At 31.6% G+C, this 22961-nt stretch carries 21 protein-coding genes; 13 read left to right on the top strand and 8 right to left on the bottom strand.

Annotated features, from left to right (window positions below):
• Positions 1-22 precede the first annotated feature (22 nt).
• From H0I23_RS08425 to H0I23_RS08385, 9 genes are all read left to right on the top strand, one after another.
• A complete protein-coding gene (locus tag H0I23_RS08425; RefSeq protein WP_216782792.1) occupies positions 23-826 on the top strand; it encodes a DUF6503 family protein in 804 nt (267 codons plus the stop codon).
• A gap of 67 nt (positions 827-893) precedes the next feature.
• A complete protein-coding gene (locus tag H0I23_RS08420) occupies positions 894-1136 on the top strand; it encodes a MoaD/ThiS family protein (protein ID WP_216782791.1) in 243 nt (80 codons plus the stop codon).
• A 2-nt stretch (positions 1137-1138) separates the two neighbouring features.
• Positions 1139-1555 carry a molybdenum cofactor biosynthesis protein MoaE gene (locus H0I23_RS08415; RefSeq protein WP_216782790.1) on the top strand — a complete coding sequence of 139 codons (417 nt, stop codon included), beginning with the start codon at positions 1139-1141 and terminating at the stop codon, positions 1553-1555.
• A gap of 3 nt (positions 1556-1558) precedes the next feature.
• Entirely contained in the window at positions 1559-2542 is a 984-nt protein-coding gene (gene moaA, locus H0I23_RS08410) for a GTP 3',8-cyclase MoaA (RefSeq protein ID WP_216782789.1), read from the top strand.
• The gene (gene moaC / locus H0I23_RS08405; protein WP_216782788.1) at positions 2542-3015 is read left to right on the top strand and encodes a cyclic pyranopterin monophosphate synthase MoaC; all 474 of its coding nucleotides are present in this window, start codon (positions 2542-2544) and stop codon (positions 3013-3015) included. Before moaA ends, moaC begins: the two co-directional genes overlap by 1 nt.
• On the top strand, positions 2999-3592 hold the full coding sequence (locus H0I23_RS08400; protein ID WP_216782787.1) for a molybdenum cofactor guanylyltransferase: 594 nt from the start codon (positions 2999-3001) through the stop codon (positions 3590-3592). The genes moaC and H0I23_RS08400 overlap by 17 nt, the downstream gene beginning before the upstream one ends.
• Complete coding sequence (locus H0I23_RS08395) at positions 3592-4662, top strand: HesA/MoeB/ThiF family protein (protein ID WP_216782786.1); 1071 nt, start codon at positions 3592-3594, stop codon at positions 4660-4662. Before H0I23_RS08400 ends, H0I23_RS08395 begins: the two co-directional genes overlap by 1 nt.
• Positions 4649-5425 (top strand): sulfite exporter TauE/SafE family protein, encoded by a 777-nt coding sequence (locus H0I23_RS08390; protein ID WP_216782785.1) that lies wholly within the window; start codon positions 4649-4651, stop codon positions 5423-5425. Before H0I23_RS08395 ends, H0I23_RS08390 begins: the two co-directional genes overlap by 14 nt.
• Complete coding sequence (locus tag H0I23_RS08385) at positions 5422-6621, top strand: molybdopterin molybdotransferase MoeA (RefSeq protein WP_216782784.1); 1200 nt, start codon at positions 5422-5424, stop codon at positions 6619-6621. The genes H0I23_RS08390 and H0I23_RS08385 overlap by 4 nt, the downstream gene beginning before the upstream one ends.
• Positions 6622-6687: 66 nt before the next feature.
• On the opposite strand, the gene H0I23_RS08380 is transcribed toward H0I23_RS08385, so the two are convergent.
• From H0I23_RS08380 to H0I23_RS08370, 3 genes are all read right to left on the bottom strand, one after another.
• Positions 6688-7983, bottom strand: a complete 1296-nt coding sequence (locus H0I23_RS08380) for an amidohydrolase family protein (RefSeq protein ID WP_216782783.1) — start codon at positions 7981-7983, stop codon at positions 6688-6690.
• 62 nt (positions 7984-8045) lie between these two features.
• Entirely contained in the window at positions 8046-11000 is a 2955-nt protein-coding gene (locus H0I23_RS08375; protein ID WP_216782782.1) for an amidohydrolase family protein, read from the bottom strand.
• A gap of 142 nt (positions 11001-11142) precedes the next feature.
• On the bottom strand, positions 11143-12210 hold the full coding sequence (locus H0I23_RS08370; RefSeq protein WP_216782781.1) for a DUF3810 domain-containing protein: 1068 nt from the start codon (positions 12208-12210) through the stop codon (positions 11143-11145).
• 82 nt (positions 12211-12292) lie between these two features.
• On the opposite strand from H0I23_RS08370, the gene H0I23_RS08365 reads away from it, so the two are divergent.
• Together H0I23_RS08365 and H0I23_RS08360 are read left to right on the top strand one after the other, a co-directional pair.
• On the top strand, positions 12293-13750 hold the full coding sequence (locus H0I23_RS08365) for an aminoacyl-histidine dipeptidase (protein WP_216782780.1): 1458 nt from the start codon (positions 12293-12295) through the stop codon (positions 13748-13750).
• A gap of 58 nt (positions 13751-13808) precedes the next feature.
• Positions 13809-14579, top strand: a complete 771-nt coding sequence (locus tag H0I23_RS08360; RefSeq protein ID WP_216782779.1) for a M48 family metallopeptidase — start codon at positions 13809-13811, stop codon at positions 14577-14579.
• Positions 14580-14724: 145 nt separating this feature from the next.
• Here H0I23_RS08360 and H0I23_RS08355 read toward each other — a convergent pair whose 3' ends face one another.
• The 3 genes from H0I23_RS08355 to H0I23_RS08345 are packed head-to-tail and all read right to left on the bottom strand — an operon-like array spanning position 14725 to position 17419.
• A complete protein-coding gene (locus H0I23_RS08355) occupies positions 14725-15864 on the bottom strand; it encodes a peptidylprolyl isomerase (RefSeq protein WP_216782778.1) in 1140 nt (379 codons plus the stop codon).
• Between the two features lie 2 nt (positions 15865-15866).
• Positions 15867-16403, bottom strand: a complete 537-nt coding sequence (gldI, locus tag H0I23_RS08350) for a gliding motility-associated peptidyl-prolyl isomerase GldI (RefSeq protein ID WP_216782777.1) — start codon at positions 16401-16403, stop codon at positions 15867-15869.
• On the bottom strand, positions 16403-17419 hold the full coding sequence (locus H0I23_RS08345; protein WP_216782776.1) for a bifunctional oligoribonuclease/PAP phosphatase NrnA: 1017 nt from the start codon (positions 17417-17419) through the stop codon (positions 16403-16405). Before H0I23_RS08345 ends, gldI begins: the two co-directional genes overlap by 1 nt.
• A 78-nt stretch (positions 17420-17497) precedes the next feature.
• On the opposite strand from H0I23_RS08345, the gene H0I23_RS08340 reads away from it, so the two are divergent.
• Positions 17498-18535 carry an alkaline phosphatase D family protein gene (locus H0I23_RS08340; protein WP_216782775.1) on the top strand — a complete coding sequence of 346 codons (1038 nt, stop codon included), beginning with the start codon at positions 17498-17500 and terminating at the stop codon, positions 18533-18535.
• Positions 18536-18643: 108 nt separating this feature from the next.
• On the top strand, positions 18644-19063 hold the full coding sequence (locus H0I23_RS08335) for a nucleoside-diphosphate kinase (RefSeq protein WP_216785995.1): 420 nt from the start codon (positions 18644-18646) through the stop codon (positions 19061-19063).
• Between the two features lie 28 nt (positions 19064-19091).
• Here the strand turns inward: H0I23_RS08335 and H0I23_RS08330 are convergent, their stop codons facing one another.
• A complete protein-coding gene (locus H0I23_RS08330; RefSeq protein WP_216785994.1) occupies positions 19092-22562 on the bottom strand; it encodes a DEAD/DEAH box helicase in 3471 nt (1156 codons plus the stop codon).
• Positions 22555-22953, bottom strand: a complete 399-nt coding sequence (locus H0I23_RS08325) for a (deoxy)nucleoside triphosphate pyrophosphohydrolase (RefSeq protein ID WP_216785993.1) — start codon at positions 22951-22953, stop codon at positions 22555-22557. Before H0I23_RS08325 ends, H0I23_RS08330 begins: the two co-directional genes overlap by 8 nt.
• Between the last annotated feature and the right edge of the window lie 8 nt (positions 22954-22961).

The raw sequence follows: 22961 nt of genomic DNA, 5'->3' as shown, positions 1-22961 counted from the left end.
CAGATAATTTAAAAACTACATTATGAAAACAATCAGCCTATTTTTAATTTTTCTAACAGTATTGTCTTGTAAAGAAGGCAATAAACCTTTAAATAAAGATGTAAAAACGGAAATAGAGAATGTAGCTGTTAAATTAAGTTACCCAGCTGAATTAGAAAAGGTTTTGGAGGCACACGGTGGTATAGAAAATTGGAAAGAACAAAAAACATTAACATTTAATAAGCCTACACCAGAAGTTACCGAAGCTTATACTGTTGATTTACAATCTAGAAAAGAAAAAGTTGTAGTAGGTACTGTTGAACGTGGTTTTGATGGCGAAAATGTTTGGGTTTTAGATCCTGAAAACCAATTTAAAGGAGATGCTATTTTTTATAAAAATTTGTATTTCTATTTTTATGCAATGCCTTTTGTTTTGGCAGATAGTGGTATAAACTATAGTGAAGTAGAAAATTTAGAAGTAGATGGAGCATCGTATCCAGGAGTAAAAATTACTTTTGGAGAAGGAGTGGGTACATCACCTAAAGATGAATACTTCTTGTATTATGATGCAACAACATATCAAATGGTTTGGTTGGGGTACACTGTAACTTATAGAACTGGTGAAAAATCTGATAAAATTAGTTGGATTCAGTATGATAACTGGGAAGATGTTTCAGGTGTAAAACTACCAAAATCAATTTCTTGGCATAAATCAGAAGGAAATAATATTATGGGTATAGCAAAAACTGTACTTTTTGAAAATGTAACACTTTCTAAAAAAGAAATGGGTGATAGCTATTATGCTAAGCCAGAATCAGCTACGATAGCAAAGAAAAAAAGTAATTAAAAATATAACAAGATTGGATTTTTATTGCCAACGATTATCCTTAACTTTCTGCTTCAATAGGTTTTGAATGAAAGTATTATTGTTTGGTATTGCGAAAGACATTATTGGAGCTTCAGAATTTGAAGTTCCTTCCGAACCAAAACACCCTTCTACAGTATTAGAATTGAAGGATGTTTTGGTTCGTTTGTTTCCAGAATTCGCTAAACTATCTTCTTTTGCTATTGCTGTTAATAGTGAATATGCTAATGAAGATGTTTTTTTGAAAACAAATGATGAAATAGCAATTATTCCACCAGTAAGCGGAGGTTAGGTATGAAAATGTACATCGAAATAGTAGATGAAATAGATACAGCACAAGTTTATAAAGACTTGTCAGATGCTGGCAGTGGGGGAATCTGTGTTTTTATAGGAACCGTTAGAGAGTTTACAAATAACGAAGCTGTGGTTTCATTAGAGTTTGAAACGTATAAAGCAATGGCCATTAAAGAGATGGAGAAAATTGCAATAGAAGCTGTTGAAAAGTGGCAATTAAATAAAGTTGTCATACGCCATGCTGTAGGTTTAAAGAAAGTAGAAGAACCAGTTGTTATAGTAGGCGCATCATCTGCACATCGAGATGCTTGTTTTGAAGCGTGTCGTTTTTTAATTGATACTTTAAAAGAACGTGTTCCAATTTGGAAAAAAGAAGTATTTAGTAATAAATCCGTTTGGGTTTCAGCACATCCTTAAAATATGTTGGTAGACAATCATAATAGAACAATCGATTATTTGCGTTTAGCGGTTACAGACCGTTGTAATTTACGCTGTAATTACTGTATGCCATCTGAAGGAATAAATTTTGCAAATAATGATAAGCTTTTTACAATTGAAGAACTTGTTCGGTTGAGTAAAATAGTAGTCGCCCAAGGAGTAAATAAAATTAGAATAACAGGCGGCGAACCTTTTGTGCGTAAAGATTTAATGGTATTACTTCGAGAGCTTTCTAAAATGGAAGGTTTAGATGATATTTCAATCACTACAAACGCTACCGTGATAGGGTCTTATATTGAGGAGCTTAAGACATTAGGTATCAAAAACATTAATGTGAGTATGGATGCTATTTCAAAAGCTACTTTTGAAAAAATAACCCGTCGCAATCAATACGATATTGTTTATGAAAATATCATTCGTTTAATTACAGAAGGCTTTAATGTTCGCATCAACTTTATTGCGTTAGAAGGTCAAAATACAGATGATATTATACCGATGCTAGATTTAGCAAAGCATTACAATGTGGGTATTCGTTTTTTAGAAGAAATGCCATTTAATGGAGGGAGTAAAAGCTTCAATACCATAAAATGGGATTATAGGCGAATTTTAGCTCATATAGCAGAAGCATATCCTGATTTTTATCAGATAGAGTCTCCAAAAACATCAACATCAATTAATTATAAAATACCAAATTTCAAAGGTTCTTTTGGGTTAATTCCTTCTTTTTCGCGAACATTCTGTGGCTCTTGTAATCGGTTAAGAATATCAGCTACAGGCGATATAATTACATGTTTATATGCAAAAGCTAGTAACAATCTTTTAAAGGTTTTACGAGAAACAGATGCAGATGAAAAAGTAAGAGAACATATATTAAATGCAATTGGCAGTAGAGCCAAAACAGGATTCGAAGCACAAGAAAAATATAAAGACGTTTTTTCTAATTCGATGACATCAATAGGAGGGTAATGGAACACAAACTATCACATATAGATGATTCAGGAAATGCAACTATGGTTGATGTTTCTGAAAAACAAACTACAGCAAGAGTAGCAGTAGCTTCAGGTAAAGTTAATTTTCCGGAGGCTGTTTTTAAAACCCTTGCCGATCAAGAATTTTTAGGTAAAAAGGGGAGTATTTTACAAACTGCTATAATAGCAGGGATACAAGCTGTTAAAAAAACATCAGATTTAATTCCTCTTTGTCACCAACTACTATTATCAAAAATTAACATTGATATTCAACCAGTAGGCACAAGTTTAGAAATTATTTGTATGGTAAAATGTAACGAACGAACAGGTGTAGAAATGGAAGCTTTAACAGGCGTTTCGGTAAGTGCACTTACAATTTATGATATGTGCAAAGCACTTTCACAAGACATAGTGATTTCTGAAATTCAATTAGATAAAAAAACAGGAGGTAAAAGTGACTTCAATAGATAAAATATACGGATTAGTACTTTCAGGTGGTAAAAGTACGCGAATGGGTCAAGACAAAGGCTTAATAGCTTACCACGGAATTCCTCAGCGTGATTATATTTATCAGTTGTTAGATAAGGTTTGCGATGAAACTTTTATTAGCATTCGAAAAGATCAAGAAGCTGAAATTCCTGAAGAATTTCAAACAATAATAGATCAAAATATATTCAGAGGTCCTTATAACGGAATACTTTCCGCACACCAAAAGTATTCAAACGTTGCATGGTTGGTTTTAGCTTGCGATTTACCTCTAATAGATGTTGATGCTTTAAAGGAATTAATTTCAGCAAGAGATACAACAAAAATAGCAACAGCATTTGCTTTAAAAGAAAGCCCTTTACCAGAGCCTTTATGTGCTATTTGGGAAGCTGAAGGCTTAAAAGCATCTGTAGCTTACATGGAAGAACAAAAAGGAAGCTGCCCTCGTAAATTTTTAATTAATAACGATGTTCATTTAGTTTTTCCAACAGATGAAAATGTGTTACTTAATGCAAATTCAGAAATAGAATATAAAGAAGCCTTAAAAATAGTTACCCAATAATGAATTTTGAACGTTACTCTCGACAAACCCAATTAAAAGAATTTGGTTTAGATGCCCAAAAAAAACTTTTAAAGGCAAAGGTTTTGGTTGTTGGTGCAGGAGGCTTAGGTGTGCCAGTTTTAACCTATTTAAATGCAATGGGTATTGGTACTTTAGGTGTTATTGATGATGATGTAGTTAGTATTACCAACTTACATAGGCAAGTAGCGTACGACGAAAGTGAAATAGGTAAACCTAAAGTTTCTTCATTTATAAAAAAACTGCAACTTCAAAATTCAGAGACTATATTAATACCTTATCATAGTTTTTTAACTGTAGAAAATGCTTTAGAAATTATCAATACATACGATGTTGTTGTTGATGCTTCTGATAATTTTGCTACTCGTTATTTAGTTAATGATGCCTGTGTAATACTAAATAAACCTTTTGTTTACGGGGCGTTACATAGTTTTGATGGGCAGGTTAGTGTTTTTAATTTTGAAAACGGCCCAACGTATCGCTGCTTGTTTCCGACAATGCCAAATGCAAACGAGGTGCCTAATTGCGATGAAAATGGAGTGTTAGGAGTAATACCAGGTATAATAGGAAATTTACAAGCTTTAGAAGCTGTAAAAGTAATTACAGGTATAGGCTCAACGCTTTCTGGTAAGTTACTTTTGTTTGATGGTTTAAATCAGAATTATCAGAAAATAAACTTTTCTAAAGTTGTTGAAAATGGAGAGATAAAAAATCTTCGAAAATCATATGATTTTAGTTGTGATATTTCTATTTCATCTATTGAAGCAATAGATCTAGAAGTACTAATTAGTCATGAAAAAATTCAGCTTTTAGATGTTCGAACGAACGAAGAATACACAAAATTTCATTTAAAAAATACTATTCATATTCCAATTTCTGAATTAGAGAATAGAACTTCAGAGCTTAATTTTTTAGAAGATTTGTATGTGGTTTGTCAGTCAGGTATTAGAAGTCAAAAAGCAATTACTTTTTTAAAAGAAAAACAGCCTAATACAAATTTTATAAACGTTACCGGAGGGATAAACAAAATGAATGTTTATGCTGCTAAGTAGTGAAAACCTTATAGTATTGTGTTTTGGTTTTTTTGTAATTGCCACACTATATTCTTCAGTAGGGTTTGGGGGCGGTTCTAGTTATTTAGCACTGTTAACCCTTTTTTTATCTAGTTTTTATGAAATAAGAGCTATAGCGCTAATCTGTAATTTAGTTGTAGTTAGTACGAGTACTTTTTTATATTTTAAGCATGGTCATGCAAAACTAAAAGATTTTTTCCCTTTTATATTAGGCAGTATACCGTTAGCATTTTTAGGAGCAACATTTAAATTAAGTGAGCAACTTTTTTTTATCATTCTAGGAGTATCTCTAATAATATCTTCATTAGCTTTGGTTGCACAAACTTTAAAAAAGAAAGTATATACAGATAAAACCAAAAAATACCCATCATATTTTAGTTATGCATTTGGTGGTGTAATAGGTTTTATTTCAGGTTTGGTGGGTATTGGTGGAGGCATATTTTTAGCACCAGTTCTTAATCATTTTAAATGGAATTCAGCAATAAAGATAGCGGCTTTGGCTAGTTTTTTTATTTTAGTTAATTCTATTTCAGGCTTAGGTGGCTTAATTATTTCTGGCACATTAAAGCTTCCTGTAAAAGAGGCTTTAGCTTTAATTGTTGCAGTTTTTATAGGAGGACAAGTTGGAATACGAATTAGTTTAAAAAAATTGACTCCTAATGGCATTAAAAGAATCACAGCTTTTTTAGTGTTTATAGTAGGGGTAAGGGTATTAATAAAAAACGGATTAGAAGTATTATGATAACATATGATGAGGCATTTAGAAGGGTAATGTTATATACTAATGATTTTGGAGAAGAAACAGTTTCCTTATTAGATAGTACAAATAGAGTTTTAGCAGAAAGTATACATGCTGATAGAGATTTTCCGCCTTTTGATAGGTCAACTAAAGATGGTATCGCTATTAATTACGCTACTTTCGAAAAAGGTATTAATGCTTTCAAAATAGAAGGTGTATTACCTGCAGGCATTCCTCAGCAAAAATTATCAGACATAAATAATTGTTTTGAAATTATGACAGGGGCTGTATTACCAGCGAATACAGATACTGTTGTAATGTATGAAGATATAGAGATTAAAGATGATATCGCAACAATAAAATCTGTCTCAAATGAAGGACAAAATATACACTTTAAAGGTTCTGACAAAAAAGAAGGAGTAACTTTATTAGATAAGGGTACTTTAATTACGGCAGCAGAAATAGGAATTTTAGCTTCAGTTGGTAAAATTACAGTTTTGGTTAAAAAACTTCCAAAAATCTGTGTGATTTCAACAGGAGATGAGTTAGTGCCTGTTTCTATAAAACCTTTACCGCACCAAATAAGAACTTCAAATGTAATATCATTACAAGCAGCATTATTAAAGGAAAATATTATAGCAGATCATTTGCATATTACTGATAATAAAAAAGTTTTAGAAGACAGAGTATCAAAGGCTATAGATGAATATGATATTTTACTTTTAAGTGGAGGAGTTTCTAAAGGTAAGTTTGATTTTATTCCAGAGGTTTTAGAAGATTTAGGAGTAGAAAAAATATTTCATAAAGTATTACAACGACCAGGAAAACCATTTTGGTTCGGAGTGCATGAGGTATCGAAAACGGCGGTTTTTTCTTTCCCAGGAAACCCAGTATCTACTTTTGTTAATTACCATATTTATTTCAAGCCATGGTTTAAAAATTCAATGGGCCTATTTTATAGTGATAAATATGTAATTCTTGAAAATGAAATTAAAATACAATCGTCATTAACTTTATTTCTTCCTGTAAAAATTAAATGGGTTGAAGGTAAATTATTGGCAAATAAAATTGAGAACAATGGATCAGGTGATTTGACTTGTTTAACAGAGGCTGATGGGTTTATTTGTTTAACACCAAAAGATCTTGCTTATAAAGAAGGAGCATTAGTGCCTTTTTTTGCAACAAAGCATACATGTTAAGTATTAAAATTAAAAAGCGTCTATTTATTTAAATAGACGCTTTTTAGTATTAAATAATTGGGTAATTTATTTTCCTTCGTATTTACCCATGTAACGTTTCCAAAGTTTTGTTTGGTGTGTTTCTAGTGAAATCGACCTGCCATCAATAAAAGCTTGACTTAATTGGTTGGTGCGCATATCTAACGCATCACCTTCTGCAATAAATAAAGTAGCACTTTTACCAACTTCTAGAGTACCATAATCAGCATCAATACCTAATATTTTGGCAGTGTTACCTGTAATTAATTGTAAAGCAATTTCTTTATCTAAACCTTGACCAACAATCTGACCTGCATAAAAAGGTAGGTTTCTTGTTTGAAAATTTGCAGCAGAAGCATTTTGTAGCGCAACTAATATACCTGCATCAACCAATAATTTTGGATTTTTATAAGGCAAGTCGTAATCATCATCTTCAAATTCAGGTAAATTGTGGGTGAAGTTTATAAGAACAGCAATATTATTCTCTTTTAAAAAATCAGTTATTTTGTATGCTTCATAACCCCCAACAATAACAATGTTTTTTACATTATTTTCTTTAGCAAGGGTAACAGCATCAATAATTTCACGCTCTCCATCAGCATAAATATATAATTTTTGTTCTCCTGTAAACACACCATTCATAGCCGCAAATGCTTGGTTATGCTCTTTACTAGATGTTGTGTTATAAGCTTGCGAATTTTTTAAGAATAGTGTAACCTCGTTTTGTTCTTCTTTATATTTTTTATTTGGTTTAAAACCTCTTTCTTCACCAAGCCACCAACGACCTTGTCTAAAAGAGTTCGGCCAATTTAAGTGAATACCATCGCCTACTTTTACTGCAGCATCTTCCCAGTTCCAAGCATCAAATTGAACAATTGATGATGTACCTGAAATTCGACCTCCTTGTGGAGCTATTTGTGCTAGTAATACTCCATTAGGTCTCATGCTTTCTACAACTTTAGATTCCGCATTATAAGCAATTAAGCTTCTAATATGTGGTATCATTTCTCCAAGCTCATCTTGGTCATCACTAGCTCTAACAGCATCTACTTCAACCAAACCTAAAGATTTTGCAGGAGCAATTATTCCAGGGTAAATATGTTTGCCTGTTGCATTGATTATTTTACCTTTTCGGGCAATTCTCATTTTAGCATCTCCGACAAAAGTTAGTTTACCACCTTCAAACATTATAAGTGAATTTTCGATAACCTTACCATTTCCTAAATGTGCATAAGCACCTTCAATTGTAATGGCTTCAGTTTGTTTAGGAGCAGGAGTTTGCTGTGCGAATAAAGTACTAGTACAGCAGAATAATAATAAGAGTTTATATATGTGTTTGTTCATTTGAATTGTATTAATGTATTATTTTAGTAAAAAGAGTACTCAATGTTTTAATGTATTATACTTTATAAACTATCACAATTAAAAACCTCTTTATCTTTTTTCTTAGGCGATTGTGTAGGTTTTCCTCCATCTTTATCTTTTAACATCATATTAATTAATAAGCTACGCTCTTTTTTAATAGCATCTCTTTGTTGGTTATCTTTTTCAAGGTCAAAATAAACAGCACCATCAATAAGTGTTTTTTCTGATTTAGCATATATCGATAATGGGTGGTCTGACCATAATACTAAATCAGCATCCTTACCTTCTTTTATACTACCCGTTCTATCATCTAAGTGTAATAATTTAGCAGGGTTTATGGTTACCATTTTCCATGCTTCTTCTTCAGAAACATTACCGTATTTAATAATTTTACCAGCTTCTTGATTTAATCTTCTTGACATTTCTCTGTCGTCGCTATTAATAGCAACTGTAACACCTTGGCTATGCATTATTGCAGCATTGTAAGGTATAGCATCATTTACTTCGTATTTATACGCCCACCAATCGCTAAAAGTAGAACCACCAACACCGTGTTCGACCATTTTGTCGGCAACCTTATAACCTTCTAATATATGCGTGAATGTGTTTATTTTAAAATTAAATTTTTCAGCAACTTTCATTAACATATTAATTTCGCTTTGTACGTATGAGTGACAACTGATATAACGCTCTCCGTTTAAAATTTCTGCGATTACTTCCATTTCTTGATCGTAACGATATGGTTTTCCACTCTTTTTTAGAGCATCATATTCTTTACCTCTTTGAAAATAATTTATATATACTTGCTCGACACCCATTCTGGTTTGCGGAAAACGACTAAAGCTACCCCAGTTCGATTGTTTTACATTTTCACCTAGAGCAAATTTTATAAATTTAGGACTGTTGTCATAAATCATTTTATCAGCTGTTTCTCCCCATTTTAATTTGATAATAGCAGACTGACCACCAATTGGATTTGCAGAACCATGCAGTAGCTGTGATGAGGTTACACCACCAGCTAAGTTTCTGTAAATATTCATATCTTCATTATTAACAACATCTTCCATTGTTACTTCAGCAGATGAGTTTTGGCCTGCTTCATTAACATCTAAAAGTGCAATATGAGAATGTTCATCAATAATACCAGCAGTTAAATGCTTTCCTGTGGCATCAACAATTTTTGCATTACCACCATTTAAGTCAGTTCCTATTTTAATGATTTTTCCATTTTTTATAAGAACATCAGTGTTTTTTAAAACACCAGCTTCTTCACTTGTCCATACCGTTGCATTTTTGAATAAAATAGTTTCTTGTTTAGGCTTTTCATTATATCCATATCCTATATTAGGGTAGGTAATAGGCATAACTTCGGGAGTAGTATCTTCTTTATCCTTTTTTTCTTTATCAGTAAAGCCTTCTGTTTTAATAGCTTTAAATGTAGCTTCGGTACCATTAGGTAAAACTAAGCGACCTGTTAACGCATCTGAAGTTTTTGTTACAGCGCCTGTCATTCGGTAATTTTGTTCTTCTTTACTTGTGAAAAAAGAAATGCTTACCCAATCATTTAAATATCCAATTTTAGATTTTAGCTTTAAAGTATCTTGTTTCACTTCCAATTTAGGCTTAGCTACTTCTCCGGTGATAGATAGTTTAAATATTTTATTATCGATTGTTAAATCATAATCACCTCTTATGTCAGTCGTATTTATATCATTAATAATACTTCTGTTACCTTGAACCCAGTTTTCAAAAAGGGTAGTTTCATTATCAAAAATATCGCCAGAAGTAATTAGAAAATTAGCATAGCTACCTGTTTGTAACGATCCTATTTGGTTACTCTTGCCAAGTATAGCTGCAGGTGCGGTTGTTAAAGCTTCTAGTGCTTTTGTTTTTGATAAGCCATAAGTTATTGTTTTTAATATGTTTTCTTTAAATTTTTTAGATGATTTTGAATCATGCATTGTAAAAGAAAAAGAAATACCTTTATCAGCCATTATTTTAGCATTTAAAGGAGCTTGGTTCCAATAGCGCATATCTTCTAACGATACATATTTTGCTTGGTATGGGTTAGAAACATCGTATGCATCAGGAAAATTTAATGGCAGTATGTATTTAGCATTGGTAGCTTTTATTTCTTCAATATTCTCATATTCATCACCACCAGCAACAATAGCATATTGTACACCATAAGCATCACCGATTTTATCAGCTAATAAATCGTTGACCTTATCTTTAGCTTCAAAAATTTGAACTAAATTCTTATTCGCAATTAAAGCTTCTAAAGATCTATCTTTTGTAGTGCTGTTTCCAGCTTCATACCAACTCATATCAACATACATTTGCCTAAGCAAAGCAGTAGTACCCATTAAAGAGGTTGGGTATGATTGATTTTTAAGAACACTGCGCTTAAAAGAAAAATACTGAGCAGATTTATCATCTAATACGCGGTTAGCATCAGTACCTTCTGTATTTAAAGCAATTAAAACTCCTGTTCCACGTGCAATACCATCTTGTATGTGAGCGTTAACAACACCAAAACCAGCCTCACGTAATTCTTTAGCTTTTTTGCTGTCGTATTTAAATTTTTGAACAGCACTATTTTCAGGCATAATATGGTCATTCCAATAAAAACCCTCTCTTGAAGGCTCATATTGAGTAGCTCTTCTGCTACGGCCTTCTGGTTTTTTAGGTTTTTCAACACCAAAATCAGAATAAACATCAATAAATGATGGGTAGATAGATTTTCCTTTTAAATTAATGGTTACAGTATTTTTAGGAATTGTAACTGTTTTACCTGTCTGTACAACTTTGCCGTTTTGTATTAAAAGTGTACCGTTCTCAATAACCTGAGTAGGGGTTACGTAAATTTTAGCATTTGTAAAAGCTGTGTAATTGTTGTTTTTAGATTTTACGCCATCATTTTTAGGAAAATAGTCTTGCGCAAAAAGATTACTACTACACCAAATTATGGCGAGTAACATTAATCGAGTTTTCATCTGTAGAGTTTTATGTTGTTAGTCAGAACTAAAAATACGAGATGAAGGCTTAAATAAAGGAGTGTTAAGTTTATTTTAACATATGAAATTAACTTTCTGTGGGCTATATAAAAAAGAGATGCTTTTACTGTAAAAATGAAAATTAAAGAGGATATTTTTGATGATAACTTACAAGTAATAAAACTACTTTACTATAACTTTCAATACCATCTTTCTGATTATTGGCCTTTAAAAAAGTATTAAAAATGGTTTTGAAAACGGGTTCTGTGACATTTTCATATTTTTTCCAAAAATTAGTGAGCTCCTCATAGTTTTTAAGAACTCCCTTATTGAGCTTAGGAAGTAATTTATAAAATAACTCTTCATCATTTCGCTTAATATCACTCAAACAATAACTTAATGCATACGCTTGAGCAGCATATTTAAAATAAATATCATCATTATGCAGAGTAACTAAATAGCCTATTAAATTGGTTTCGTTTTCTGCAGAATAGCCTATTTGATGCCCAATTTCATGTCCTGAAATTACTGATAACCTAAAGGGAGGTATTAAAGCATTTACTTGCGCTTCATTTGTAAACGGATTTAAATATCCCCCGTATCCCATATAGCTAAGTGTAGAACTAAATATTGATTTTTTTATACTTGGGTTTTCATATTTTAAAAAAGGGTGAATTTTCTCTATAGATTTATAACCTTCTAACGTTTTATCAAAAATTTCTTGGGTAGAATAGGGAGTTGTTATAATTTTTGTAGTGTCACCAGCTATTTTTTCTTGGATATTATTGGTATGATTTATTAATGTATTTACAAAAACCAAAAGATCTTTTCGGCTTTTGTTTTCTTCTATTTTTAAAGCTTTAGCAATTGGTACTCTGTGGTAGTTTAATCCCCATGATAAATTAAAAGTAAAATATGCTACAGCTATAACTAAGCCTATATTTACTAAAAAGTTCAATTTGTTGTTCCAAATACACTTTCTTTTTAAGATTAAGTAACGCAATCCTAAAAATAGTAAAGAAGCATATAAAATATCACCTACAGAAAAAGGAATCCGCCCTAGCGTAAATCTGAAAAAACCAGATATGTATGAGTAAATACCTTGACTGTAGTATTTTTCAATAACCAAAGGGTAATTACTAAGCCATTTTACAAGTACTATTTGTGGTAATAGTGATAGTGCAAGTATAGCTTTTAGTTTAAACTTCATAAAATTTAAGAATCTTTTACAGTGTCAAAAATAGCTTATTCTTTTACTATCCGTATTTTTGAGGTCAGATTTATAAAATTTTATGAGTAAAGAAGTAAGACAATTAGAGCCTAAAGCAATTTGGAATAAGTTTGCAGATTTAAATGCAGTTCCACGACCTTCAAAAAAAGAAGAACGTGTTATTCAATTTATGGTCGATTTTGGAGAAGCTTTACATTTAGAGACTTTTAAAGATGAGGTCGGTAATGTAATCATCAGAAAGCAAGCAACTAAAGGCTACGAGAATAGAAAAATGGTGACATTACAGTCTCATTTAGATATGGTTCATCAAAAAAATAGTGAAACAGATTTCGATTTCGATACGCAAGGTATCGAGATGTTTGTAGATAATGACTGGGTTAAGGCCAACGGAACTACGTTAGGTGCAGATAACGGAATGGGAGTAGCTACTATTATGGCACTTTTAGAAAGTAAAGATATTCCGCACCCTGCTCTTGAAGCTTTATTTACTATAGATGAAGAAACAGGAATGACAGGAGCACAAGGTTTAAAAGGCGGGCTTTTAAGAGGGCAAATTCTTTTAAACTTAGATACTGAAGAGGATGATGAAATAGATATCGGCTGTGCTGGTGGTGTAGATGTAACTGCAAAACGTTCCTATAGCGAAAAACCTGTACCTAGAGGTATTGTTGCTTTTAAAATAGAAGTAAAAGGACTTTCAGGAGGACATAGTGGAATGGATATTCATAGAGGTTTAGGTAATGCTAACAAAATTATGAATAGAGTACTTTATAATAGTACAGAGAAATTTACGATTAGAATTGCTGAAATAAATGGAGGTAGTTTACGTAATGCAATACCAAGAGAGAGTTTTGCGACCATCGTTTTAGATAAATCTCAAGAAGAATCTTTTATTAATAATTTTCATGACTGGGTGGCTGTAATTAAAAGAGAAAGTAAGGTTACAGAACCTAATTTAAACATTACGCTAGAGGCTACTAAAAAGCCAAAAGTTGTTATGGGACTTGGTGCGCAAGAAAAATTATTAAAAGGGTTATATGCTGCGCATAATGGCGTTTTTGGTATGAGTGCAACAATGAATGATTTGGTTGAAACATCAAACAACATAGCACGTGTACAAGTAAAAGAAGGTAAAATTAAAATTGGTTGTTTAACACGTTCTTCTGTAGAATCAGCAAAAATGGATTTAGCAAATACCTTACGTGCTACTTTTGAGCTTGCAGGTTGCGATGTTGAGTTTACCGGCCAGTATCCTGGATGGAACCCCAATCCAGATTCTAAAATTCTAGTAGTTTTAAAAGAGCAATATAAAAAAGTTTTTAATGAAGAACCTAAGGTAGTTGCTTGCCATGCAGGATTAGAATGTGGAATTTTAGGTCAGAATTATCCTAATATAGATATGATAAGTTATGGACCAACAATAAAAGGAGCACACTCTCCAGATGAGAGGGTTAGTATTTCTTCTGTTCAAAAATTTTGGAAATTTACATTAGATATTTTAAAAAATATCCCAGAATAAAGAGATATAGATTACAAATTTTATAAGTATTTTAGTTCAAATTTTTTAAAACACTATCATGAAAAAAATTAGTTTGACTTTATTACTTGTAATGGCATCGCTAGGAGCGAATGCCCAATTTGGAAAATTATTAAAAAAAGGAAATGTTGATGCTGGTGAAAAATTGATAAAAGCAGCAACACTTTCTGATGATGATATGGCAGCACTTTCATTACAATCTGTTATTTGGATGGATGAAAACAACCCTATTGCAGAAGCTGGTGATCCTTACGGAGATCGTTTAACTAAATTAGTTTCGGATTTTGAAAACGAAGATGGTTTAGCGCTAAATTTTAAAGTGTATTTAGTTACCGATGTAAATGCTTTTGCTACACCAGATGGTAGCGTTCGTGTAATGGCTGGTTTAATGGATTTAATGACAGATGATGAAATATTAAGTGTTATCGGTCATGAAATAGGTCACGTTAAATTAGGGCACTCTAAAGAGCGTTATAAAACTGCATATAAAATATCTGCAGCTAAAGATTTAGCTTCGGCAAATACAAATGCCGGTCAGGTTTTAGCAGATAATGAAATTGGTGGTTTTGTTGAAAACGTATTGAATGCACAATTTTCACAAACTAACGAATCAGAATCTGATAAATACGGTTTTGAATTTATGGTTCGTAACGATTTGAATTACCATGGTATGGAAGGTGCTTTTCAAAAGTTAGCAGATTTAAGTGCTGATGGAGGAAAAGGTTCACTTACATCATCACACCCTGGTTCTGCTAAACGTTCAGAAAGAGCAAAAGAATGGGCTGATAAAGAAGATGCGAAAAACAACTAGATTATTAATGGTATAAAAAAACTTCCATTTTGATATTTTCAAAATGGAAGTTTTTTATTTAGAGACATTCTCTTGATATAAAGTACTGCAAATAAAAACACCTGCATTTAGCAGGTGTTTTTTGTTTTGTTAGGTCTGCTAAATGTTATTCAGTAATACCTGTAATTTCAAGATCAAATATTAAATCTGAATTAGCAGGTATAGGACCTCTTCCAGATTCTCCGTATGCTAAATGAGCAGGAATGAATAAACGTGCTTTTTCGCCAACGTTCATATTCATGACTCCTTCTTTAAAACCAGCAATTACAGGTGCATCCATACTTACTTCCATAGGCATAGTTCCGTAGCCACCTTGGTTTTTTCTATTTTGATTAAATTTGCCATATAATTGAGAAACTTCTTCTTTATTACTGTCAAATAAATTTCCATCTTCAAAATAACCAGCATAGTAAAGGTTTACTGTTTGGCCTACTTTAGCTTTTTCATTACTACCTTTTTCAAGTGTAAAAATCTTTAAACCAGAAGCAAGTGTTTTAGCAGCTTTCTTTTGTTGAACAATAGCAATAGCAAACTCATCTTTTGCTGCTTTTATTTTTTCAGCACGTTCAGCTTCTAACCTTGCCTGTTCTTTTTCTTTAAGCTCCTCTTCTTCAAAATACTTAGTCATTATAGCTTCTGCATCAAATTTTCTAGCAGCTTTACCATTTCTGATAATTTCAACTTTATTCATTACAACATCAACCTCAGGCTTGTCTTGCGCAAGCGTCTTTACATTTGCTATAGTATCAACAACATCTAAGCCATAAACAACTTCACCAAAAACAGTATGTCTACCGTTTAAAAAAGGAGTTTCTTTATGTGTGATAAAAAATTGACTACCGTTAGTTTTTGGACCAGCATTAGCCATAGATAAAATACCTTTTTTATCATGAACAAGAGAATCTACGATTTCATCTTCAAAACGGTATCCTGGTGTTCCTGATCCTGTACCTGTTGGGTCACCACCTTGTATCATAAAGTCTTTTATAACTCTATGAAAAATAATACCATCATAATATCTTTTTCCTTTTAAGCTATCAGTAACAAATGGGTTTTTACCTTCAGCTAACGATACAAAGTTGGCAACTGTTACGGGTGTTTTTTCAAACTCTAATTTTACAATAATATCACCTTCTGTTGTTTGTATGTCAGCGAAAATTCCATCGCCAAGGTCAGCTGTTTTACTCGATTTACAACTAGATAATAATGCAATAGTTATAAGGCATACACTAAAAAAATGTTTCATTTTTAATTACTTTTTTTGATTTTAATAATTTCTATAGATGATTTAATAGGGGTATTTGGCTCAATTTTATTATCATCGCCATGGTAGCCAAATGCTAATGAAGATGGGAATATAAAAGTAGCCTTTTCGTTTTCTTTTAATAAGGTAAAGGTATTTCGTAAACCTTTAAAAAGACTTGGCTTGTTTACCAATATATCTTGAACACCAATTTCTTTAGCAGAATAAATGGTATCGTTAGTTAAGGTCATAATATTATAGGTAAGCGTAACAACATCTTCAACTTTTGGCGTGTAGGTTGCAGTATCATTTTTAACTTCATAATAATACCATGATCCGGTGGTTGACGCGGTATATGTATTAATAGAGTCATTTTTTACTAATGCACTTATAATTTGCATTTCTATATCTAACAATTCCTTATTTCGTTCTACTGTAGATTTGATCAGTTGTGGAGATGAGGTTCGTATTGGCTTTCTAGCTTTTGGCCCTTCACAACTGCAAAGAAAAATTGCGGCGATAAAATAAATTAGATATCTCATTACTTTACTAAGTCATTTTTATGGTTCGGTAGCAAGTTTACAAAATACGCTGCAGTTTCTTCTAATGAAACATCACTTTTTCCTCCAGCGGCATTATTATGCCCACCACCTTGAAAATAGAGTCTTGAAAATTCATTTACAGAAAAATCACCTTCAGACCTTAATGATATTTTAATAATACCTTCTTCTTTATTTTCAATAAATATAGCAGCAAAACGTATACCATCTAAAGTTAAACAGTAGTTTACAAAACCTTCGGTATCTCCTTTTTGAAATTTATACGTATCTAATTCTTCTTGACTTAAAGTTATGTAAGCAGTATTGTATTCTTCTAAAATCACCATGTTTTTAAGCGCACAGCCTAGTAAGTGTAACCTGCTTGGTGTGTTTGTATTGTAAACGTTACTGTGTATTTGAGTATTATCAGCTCCTTTTTCAATAAGTTCAGCAACAATTTTATGTGTTTTACTAGTTGTCGATCTAAACCTGAAAGACCCAGTATCTGTCATAATACCAGTGTATAGGCAATTTGCAATATCAGCTGTAATTTTATCAGTATCACCTAAGTAATCGATAAAATTATACACCATTTCGCATGTAGAACTCATAGTAACATCAGAATAGGTTACAATAGCATAGTCTGATGGTTCTTGATGGTGGTCGATCATTATAAATTTAGCCGTAGCTTCTTCTAAAAAAGATTGCATTTGACCAACTCTACCTAAATGATTAAAATCTAAAGTAAAAATTAGAGTAGCTTCTTGTAATGCTTTTTGTGCCTGAGAGTTTTCTTTTTCGAAATTAAGAATGGTTTCACAACCAGGCAACCACTTCAAAAATTTAGGCGAATCATTAGGGCTTACAATTACAGCATCTTGCCCTAAACTTCTAAGGTAGTGTTGTAAACCTAGTGTAGAGCCAATCGCATCTCCATCTGGGTTTTTATGAGGAATAATAGCTATTTTTTGGGGTGTATTCAATAGCTCTTTAACGTGTTCAATGTCCTTTAAATTCATGCCTGCAAAGATACTATTTTATAGCATAGTCATAACTTTGAAAATACTATTTTTGTAACTGTCGATAAAATTAGATAAATGAAGTTTTTTGGTGTTTTAGGTAGTGTAGTATTGTTTTTGAGTTCTTTTTTAAGCTTTTCTCAGGTAGAAAGTAATAAAAAAGATTCTTTAATACATGCTGATTTTACTATTGCTTTTGGTTCATGCAATAAGCATAATGTAGATAATGTTTTATGGGATGATGTTTTAAATACAAACCCAGACGTATGGATTTGGGGTGGCGATATTATTTATGCGGATACAAATAACATGAAAGTATTAAGAGCAACCTATGAAAAACAAAACCTAGTATCAGGTTATGTGGCATTAAAAAATAAGGTTCCTGTAATTGGTACTTGGGATGATCATGATTATGGCTTAAATGATGGTGGAGTAGAATATAAATCGAAAAAAAGCAGCCAAGAAGAGTTTTTAAATTTTATGGGTGTAGCTAAAGACAGTCCAAGGCGATCGCAAGAAGGTGTTTATGCTGTGCATACTTATAAAGTAGATACAAATACTATTAAAGTAATTGTTTTAGATACCCGGTATTTTAGAACAGCACTTACTAAAGATACAGAAACAAAAAAGCGAAACAAACCAAATGCCTATGGCAAGGGCAGCGTTTTAGGAGAAACACAATGGCATTGGTTAGAGAATGAATTAGAGACTAGTGATGCCGATTTTAATGTAATTGTTAGTAGTATACAAATACTGTCAAACGAGCATGGTTTTGAAACTTGGGGTAATTTTCCGCATGAAGTTGATAAGCTAGAAAAAATGATAGCAGACTCTAAGGCAAAAGGGGTGATGATATTGTCAGGCGATCGCCATATTTCAGAATTCTCGAAGACAAAAGTAGAGGCGTTAGCATACCCATTAATAGATTTTACGAGTAGCGGACTTACGCATTCTTATTCAGCATACTCGGGTGAAACAAACCCATATAGGGTAGGAGAGGTGACGGCAACGGTAAGTTTTGGTACTTTAGATTTTAATTTTAGAGATAAAAAAGTTGTTTTTAAAATTGTAGGAGATAACGGAGAATTGTTAAACAGTTTAGAACAAGAGTATTAGTAGTAACAGCTTGTAAAATTTAAATATGTAATGTTAAGTAACCATCAATTTTAATTTATTAATTGTAAGATGTATTAAAAGTAGTACTTTTGCACAAAATTTAAGAAAATGACAACAAATAGAACATTTACAATGCTTAAGCCAGATGCTGTTGAAAACGGACATATTGGTGCTATTTTAGACAAAATAACTGCTGCTGGATTTAAGATTGTAGCTATGAAGTTAACTCAGCTTAGCAAAAGAGATGCTCAGGCATTTTATGCAGTACATAGTGAGCGTCCTTTTTATGGTGAATTGGTTGAATTTATGACAAGAGGACCAATTGTAGCTGCTGTTTTAGAAAAAGAAAACGCTGTTGAAGATTTTAGAGCTCTTATTGGTGCTACTAACCCAGCGGAAGCTGCAGAAGGTACTATCCGTAAAATGTTTGCTACATCAATGGGTGAAAATGCAGTGCATGGTTCTGATAGCGATGAGAATGCAGCTATTGAAGGTGCTTTCCATTTTTCAGGAAGAGAGATTTTCTAGTAAAAAAATATAGCAATATATAAAAAGGCTACTCAGTGATGAGTGGCCTTTTTTGATTTAAAACTTCTACAAACTCACCTATAACTCTCATTTGATTACTGTTGTCCTCATTAATTATTATACTTTTAAAACTAGTATCGTGGGAGTTAGTTTTTAGTATAATTGTATTATGTTGCCAACCTTCTTCTGTAATAGTTTTTTCACTTGAATAAGTTTTTACAGTAAAGGCTGAATTAAAATCTGGGTCGAAAGAATCGCTATTTTCTATTAATAAAATTTTACCACTACGAGAACCAGTTACATTTTTTTTGAATATGCATATTGAATTATTGGGTATAATTTTATTCATTGATTCCCCAATTATTTTACAAGCGAAATAATTATCTGTGGAGTATCTTTCCTGTACAGGAATTAGATTGTATTCTTTTTCATCTTGCATTTCACTAAAACTACCTGCTGCTGCGTAAAAATTGTAAAGAGGAATAGTGTGAATTGATTCTTTTTCTGGTATATTAATCTTTAGTTGAATAACTTTGTTTTCTATTGGCCGTTGATTAACCATTTGTTTTGTTTTTATATCTGGATTTTCTTCCAAATATTTATACATAGAATCAGATACTTGGTTTTCTAAATCAAAACGAATTTTAACTACAGAAACTTTTTTCCCACTATCACTATTCATTTTTGTTTGTTCAACGCTCTTCTTTTGAGGTTTAATATCACCCATGTAGTAGAAGTCAGTGCCTTCATCGTTATTCTTTTTGATAAAAAGAGGAAGTCGAATTGCTCCATTATTACCAAGGATAGATTGAACATCTTTACTTTCTATTTTTCTATTTGATTTTGACATCCAATCGAATTCCTTTTGGTTCACGAATTCGTCTTCATATTTGGTAGATTCAGAGATATCTTCTTCTTTGTGATAATTTACGAATATTGGACAATATTTATTATCGGGACTTACTAAGTAGCCGCCAACATTTTGAGCAACTGGATTTTCAGTGAAATTTAAAATCCTAAAAACATCTTTTCTTGAATACTTTCTATATAAATGAAATCCATCATTCCATTTATTGGTGTCAAAGTTTTTGTTGAAATTATAAAGCGAATATTCTATTGTGTCTAATAAAAAATCTTTAAAATTAGAATCGTTTAAAAGTGTCTTGAATTCATTTTGCAATGAGAAAATATCATTTTCTATTTTGAGAATATTCAAATTATAAATATCCCTAACAGGTATTAGTTTTCCTTGTTTTTTTTCTCTTACGAACTCAAAATTAATATTTGAAACACAAGAAGAAATAGTTTCTTTTGAAATGTTGTAGCCATAGGTTTTTTTGATTTTGGCTTTTAGTTTTTCGGTATTAAAACTTTCAGAAATAATCGATTCTTTTAGTATGATTGACTCTTCTATTCGTTTAGAATTATTTATTTCTTTTGAAAATAATTCTAATAGTTTTATTTGTTTTTCGCTTATATCTGAATTAAAATCTTTTTCGGTTTTAGTTAAAAAGTTAAAATATGATTTTGAGTGATTAACATATAAATAAGGGTCTCTTGAATCATTATTTACAAAGTCCATCATCATTGGAATACGCCCGATTCTACTTTTTAAATTATTGTAATCCATTTTTAAATCAGTTAACAATTGCATCTTTGCAGAATCAATTGAAGCATAGACTCTTTCTTTAGTGATTTCATCAAAATTGATAGTTGATTCTCCTGGAATCATACTACTTCCTTCTGAAATCAACTTTCTTATTTTATCCTTATTGAAGGAAGTGTCTCCGTATAATGCTATTGGTATTAAATAATTGTTTTTATAGTTACCAATAAAATCAATGATTGTTAAATAATACTTATTGTTAGTCTTTCTTAATCCGCGCCCTAATTGCTGTATGAATATTATTGCTGATTGGGTTGGACGAATCATAATCACTTGATTGATTTTTGGTATATCAATTCCTTCATTAAAAATATCAACAGTAAAAATGTAGTCTAATTTAATTGTTAAATCGTCACTTTCTAATAACTTTATGGCTTTTGTTCTCTCATCTTCCGAACTCTCCCCAACTAAAGCAACTGTCTTGTATCCTTTTTGATTGAATTTACCAGATAATTCTTTGGCCTCAGCTTTTTTGGAGCAAAAAATTAAACCTCTTGTTATTCCATTATCAGAGCCATAAAATTCAATTTTAGAAATAATTTTATTAACTCTTTCATCGGTAGTTAAAAGCCTGAAATCTGAATTATTTTCATGAATTTTATCATTTATATATAAATCGGCGACACCATAATAATGAAAGGGAATAAGCATGTTCTCTTCCATTGCTTTACTTAATCTAATCTCATAAGCTATATTATGGTCATATAAACTATAAATATCTTTATCGTCTGTTCTATCAGGTGTTGCAGTCATTCCAAGAAGAAACCTTGGATTAAAATAATCTATTAATCTAATATATGAATCTGCTCCGGAACGATGAGATTCATCGATAATGATATAATCAAATTCGCTTTTATCAAATTTTGATAAATGGTTTTCTCTAGACAGAGTTTGAATAGTACAGAAAATAAATTCGGCATCTAATTCTCTTTGATTACCGGAGTACAATCCCATTGTTTTAGACTTTCCGAAAATAGTTTCAAAAGTCATCATTGCTTTTTTTGCTATATTTTGTCTATGTACAACAAATAGAAGTTTTTTAGGATTAAAAGCTTTGGCGTCAAATGCAGCTAGGTATGTTTTACCTGTTCCTGTTGCAGAGATTATAAGCGCTTTATTACTATCTTTTCTTAAGTTTTTTAAGTTCTCTAATGCATCAGTTTGCATAGAGTTTGGAGTTATTTTTAAATTGAGTTCTTTAGATAGTTCTTCTTCACTTTTTTTAAATACTAGAGATTGCTTTTTGTAAATTTCTTCATATTTTTCAATATAAGCTTCATTTACAATTTCACCTATTTCAAAATCATCTTGAAATTCGTTAATGACTTTATCTACTATGGAGCTTGAGTTTCTTGCTGAAACCTTCATATTCCACTCTTTATTCGTAGATAATGCGGATGAAGTTAAATTACTACTTCCAATAACTAAGTTGTAATATTCAGAGTGCTTAAAAATATAACCTTTTGAATGTGAGTTTTCTTTGGTTACTATTTTTAATTCTATATTTTGAAATTGTAAAAGCCTTTTTAACGCTTCGGGTTGTGTGAAGTTTAGGTATTGAGAAACAAGGATTTTTCCTTTTATACCTTTTTCTTCCAGAGTTTTAAAAGTGTTTATTAGTGCTGCGACACCGCTTGTTGTAACAAAAGCAACAGATATAAAAAAACTTTCGCAGTCTTCTAATTCTTTTAGTATTGTCGATAATACCTTCGTCCTAGGGATTTTTCGATTGACAAGGAGTTCTGGTTGGTATAAAGCGTCAGATTTTAAGGACTTATCAATAAACCCTGTTAATAGGCTCTCTTTAAAATTATCATTAAATATTTTATCCATGCTCAATTAATCTATTAACTATAGGAATATCTGCTGCTGCCCAATCTAATTTTTTTAATTTTTTTAAAGAGAGCCATTGAGAAGAAACATGTTCATTTAACTGAATTTCACTTTTATCAGAAAAGCATTTGAAAACATGCATTATTAATTTAAAGTCTGGATATTGATGATTAACTGTTAAATATAATTCACCCATTGAGATTGGTGTGAAGTTTAATTCTTCTTTTAATTCTCTATACAATGCATTATTTAATGTTTCCCCATTTTCTACTTTGCCTCCAGGGAATTCAAATTTTTTGGATATATAAGTCAATTTGTTTTCAGGCCTTTGAACACAAAGAATCTTATCTTCAAAATAGATTATTGCAGCAACAACTTCTATCTCTTTCATTTTTTTTA

This window comes from Cellulophaga sp. HaHaR_3_176, from assembly GCF_019021925.1.
Classification (GTDB): domain Bacteria; phylum Bacteroidota; class Bacteroidia; order Flavobacteriales; family Flavobacteriaceae; genus Cellulophaga.
The sequence above is the reverse complement of the archived record's forward strand: the minus strand, read 5'-3'. Positions and strand labels throughout refer to the sequence as shown.

Excerpts from the sequence above, each read along its gene's own strand:
- H0I23_RS08365 (WP_216782780.1), top strand. The coding sequence starts at position 12,293 with ATGAGTAAAGAAGTAAGACAATTAGAGCCTAAAGCAATTTGGAATAAG.
- H0I23_RS08330 (WP_216785994.1), bottom strand. The coding sequence starts at position 22,562 with ATGGATAAAATATTTAATGATAATTTTAAAGAGAGCCTATTAACAGGG.
- moaC (WP_216782788.1), top strand. The coding sequence starts at position 2,542 with ATGGAACACAAACTATCACATATAGATGATTCAGGAAATGCAACTATG.
- H0I23_RS08395 (WP_216782786.1), top strand. The coding sequence starts at position 3,592 with ATGAATTTTGAACGTTACTCTCGACAAACCCAATTAAAAGAATTTGGT.
- H0I23_RS08375 (WP_216782782.1), bottom strand. The coding sequence starts at position 11,000 with ATGAAAACTCGATTAATGTTACTCGCCATAATTTGGTGTAGTAGTAAT.
- H0I23_RS08340 (WP_216782775.1), top strand. The coding sequence starts at position 17,498 with ATGAAGTTTTTTGGTGTTTTAGGTAGTGTAGTATTGTTTTTGAGTTCT.
- H0I23_RS08345 (WP_216782776.1), bottom strand. The coding sequence starts at position 17,419 with ATGAATTTAAAGGACATTGAACACGTTAAAGAGCTATTGAATACACCC.
- H0I23_RS08385 (WP_216782784.1), top strand. The coding sequence starts at position 5,422 with ATGATAACATATGATGAGGCATTTAGAAGGGTAATGTTATATACTAAT.
- H0I23_RS08380 (WP_216782783.1), bottom strand. The coding sequence starts at position 7,983 with ATGAACAAACACATATATAAACTCTTATTATTATTCTGCTGTACTAGT.
- H0I23_RS08420 (WP_216782791.1), top strand. The coding sequence starts at position 894 with ATGAAAGTATTATTGTTTGGTATTGCGAAAGACATTATTGGAGCTTCA.
- H0I23_RS08335 (WP_216785995.1), top strand. The coding sequence starts at position 18,644 with ATGACAACAAATAGAACATTTACAATGCTTAAGCCAGATGCTGTTGAA.
- H0I23_RS08370 (WP_216782781.1), bottom strand. The coding sequence starts at position 12,210 with ATGAAGTTTAAACTAAAAGCTATACTTGCACTATCACTATTACCACAA.
- moaA (WP_216782789.1), top strand. The coding sequence starts at position 1,559 with ATGTTGGTAGACAATCATAATAGAACAATCGATTATTTGCGTTTAGCG.
- gldI (WP_216782777.1), bottom strand. The coding sequence starts at position 16,403 with ATGAGATATCTAATTTATTTTATCGCCGCAATTTTTCTTTGCAGTTGT.
- H0I23_RS08415 (WP_216782790.1), top strand. The coding sequence starts at position 1,139 with ATGAAAATGTACATCGAAATAGTAGATGAAATAGATACAGCACAAGTT.
- H0I23_RS08355 (WP_216782778.1), bottom strand. The coding sequence starts at position 15,864 with ATGAAACATTTTTTTAGTGTATGCCTTATAACTATTGCATTATTATCT.
- H0I23_RS08360 (WP_216782779.1), top strand. The coding sequence starts at position 13,809 with ATGAAAAAAATTAGTTTGACTTTATTACTTGTAATGGCATCGCTAGGA.
- H0I23_RS08325 (WP_216785993.1), bottom strand. The coding sequence starts at position 22,953 with ATGAAAGAGATAGAAGTTGTTGCTGCAATAATCTATTTTGAAGATAAG.
- H0I23_RS08390 (WP_216782785.1), top strand. The coding sequence starts at position 4,649 with ATGCTGCTAAGTAGTGAAAACCTTATAGTATTGTGTTTTGGTTTTTTT.
- H0I23_RS08425 (WP_216782792.1), top strand. The coding sequence starts at position 23 with ATGAAAACAATCAGCCTATTTTTAATTTTTCTAACAGTATTGTCTTGT.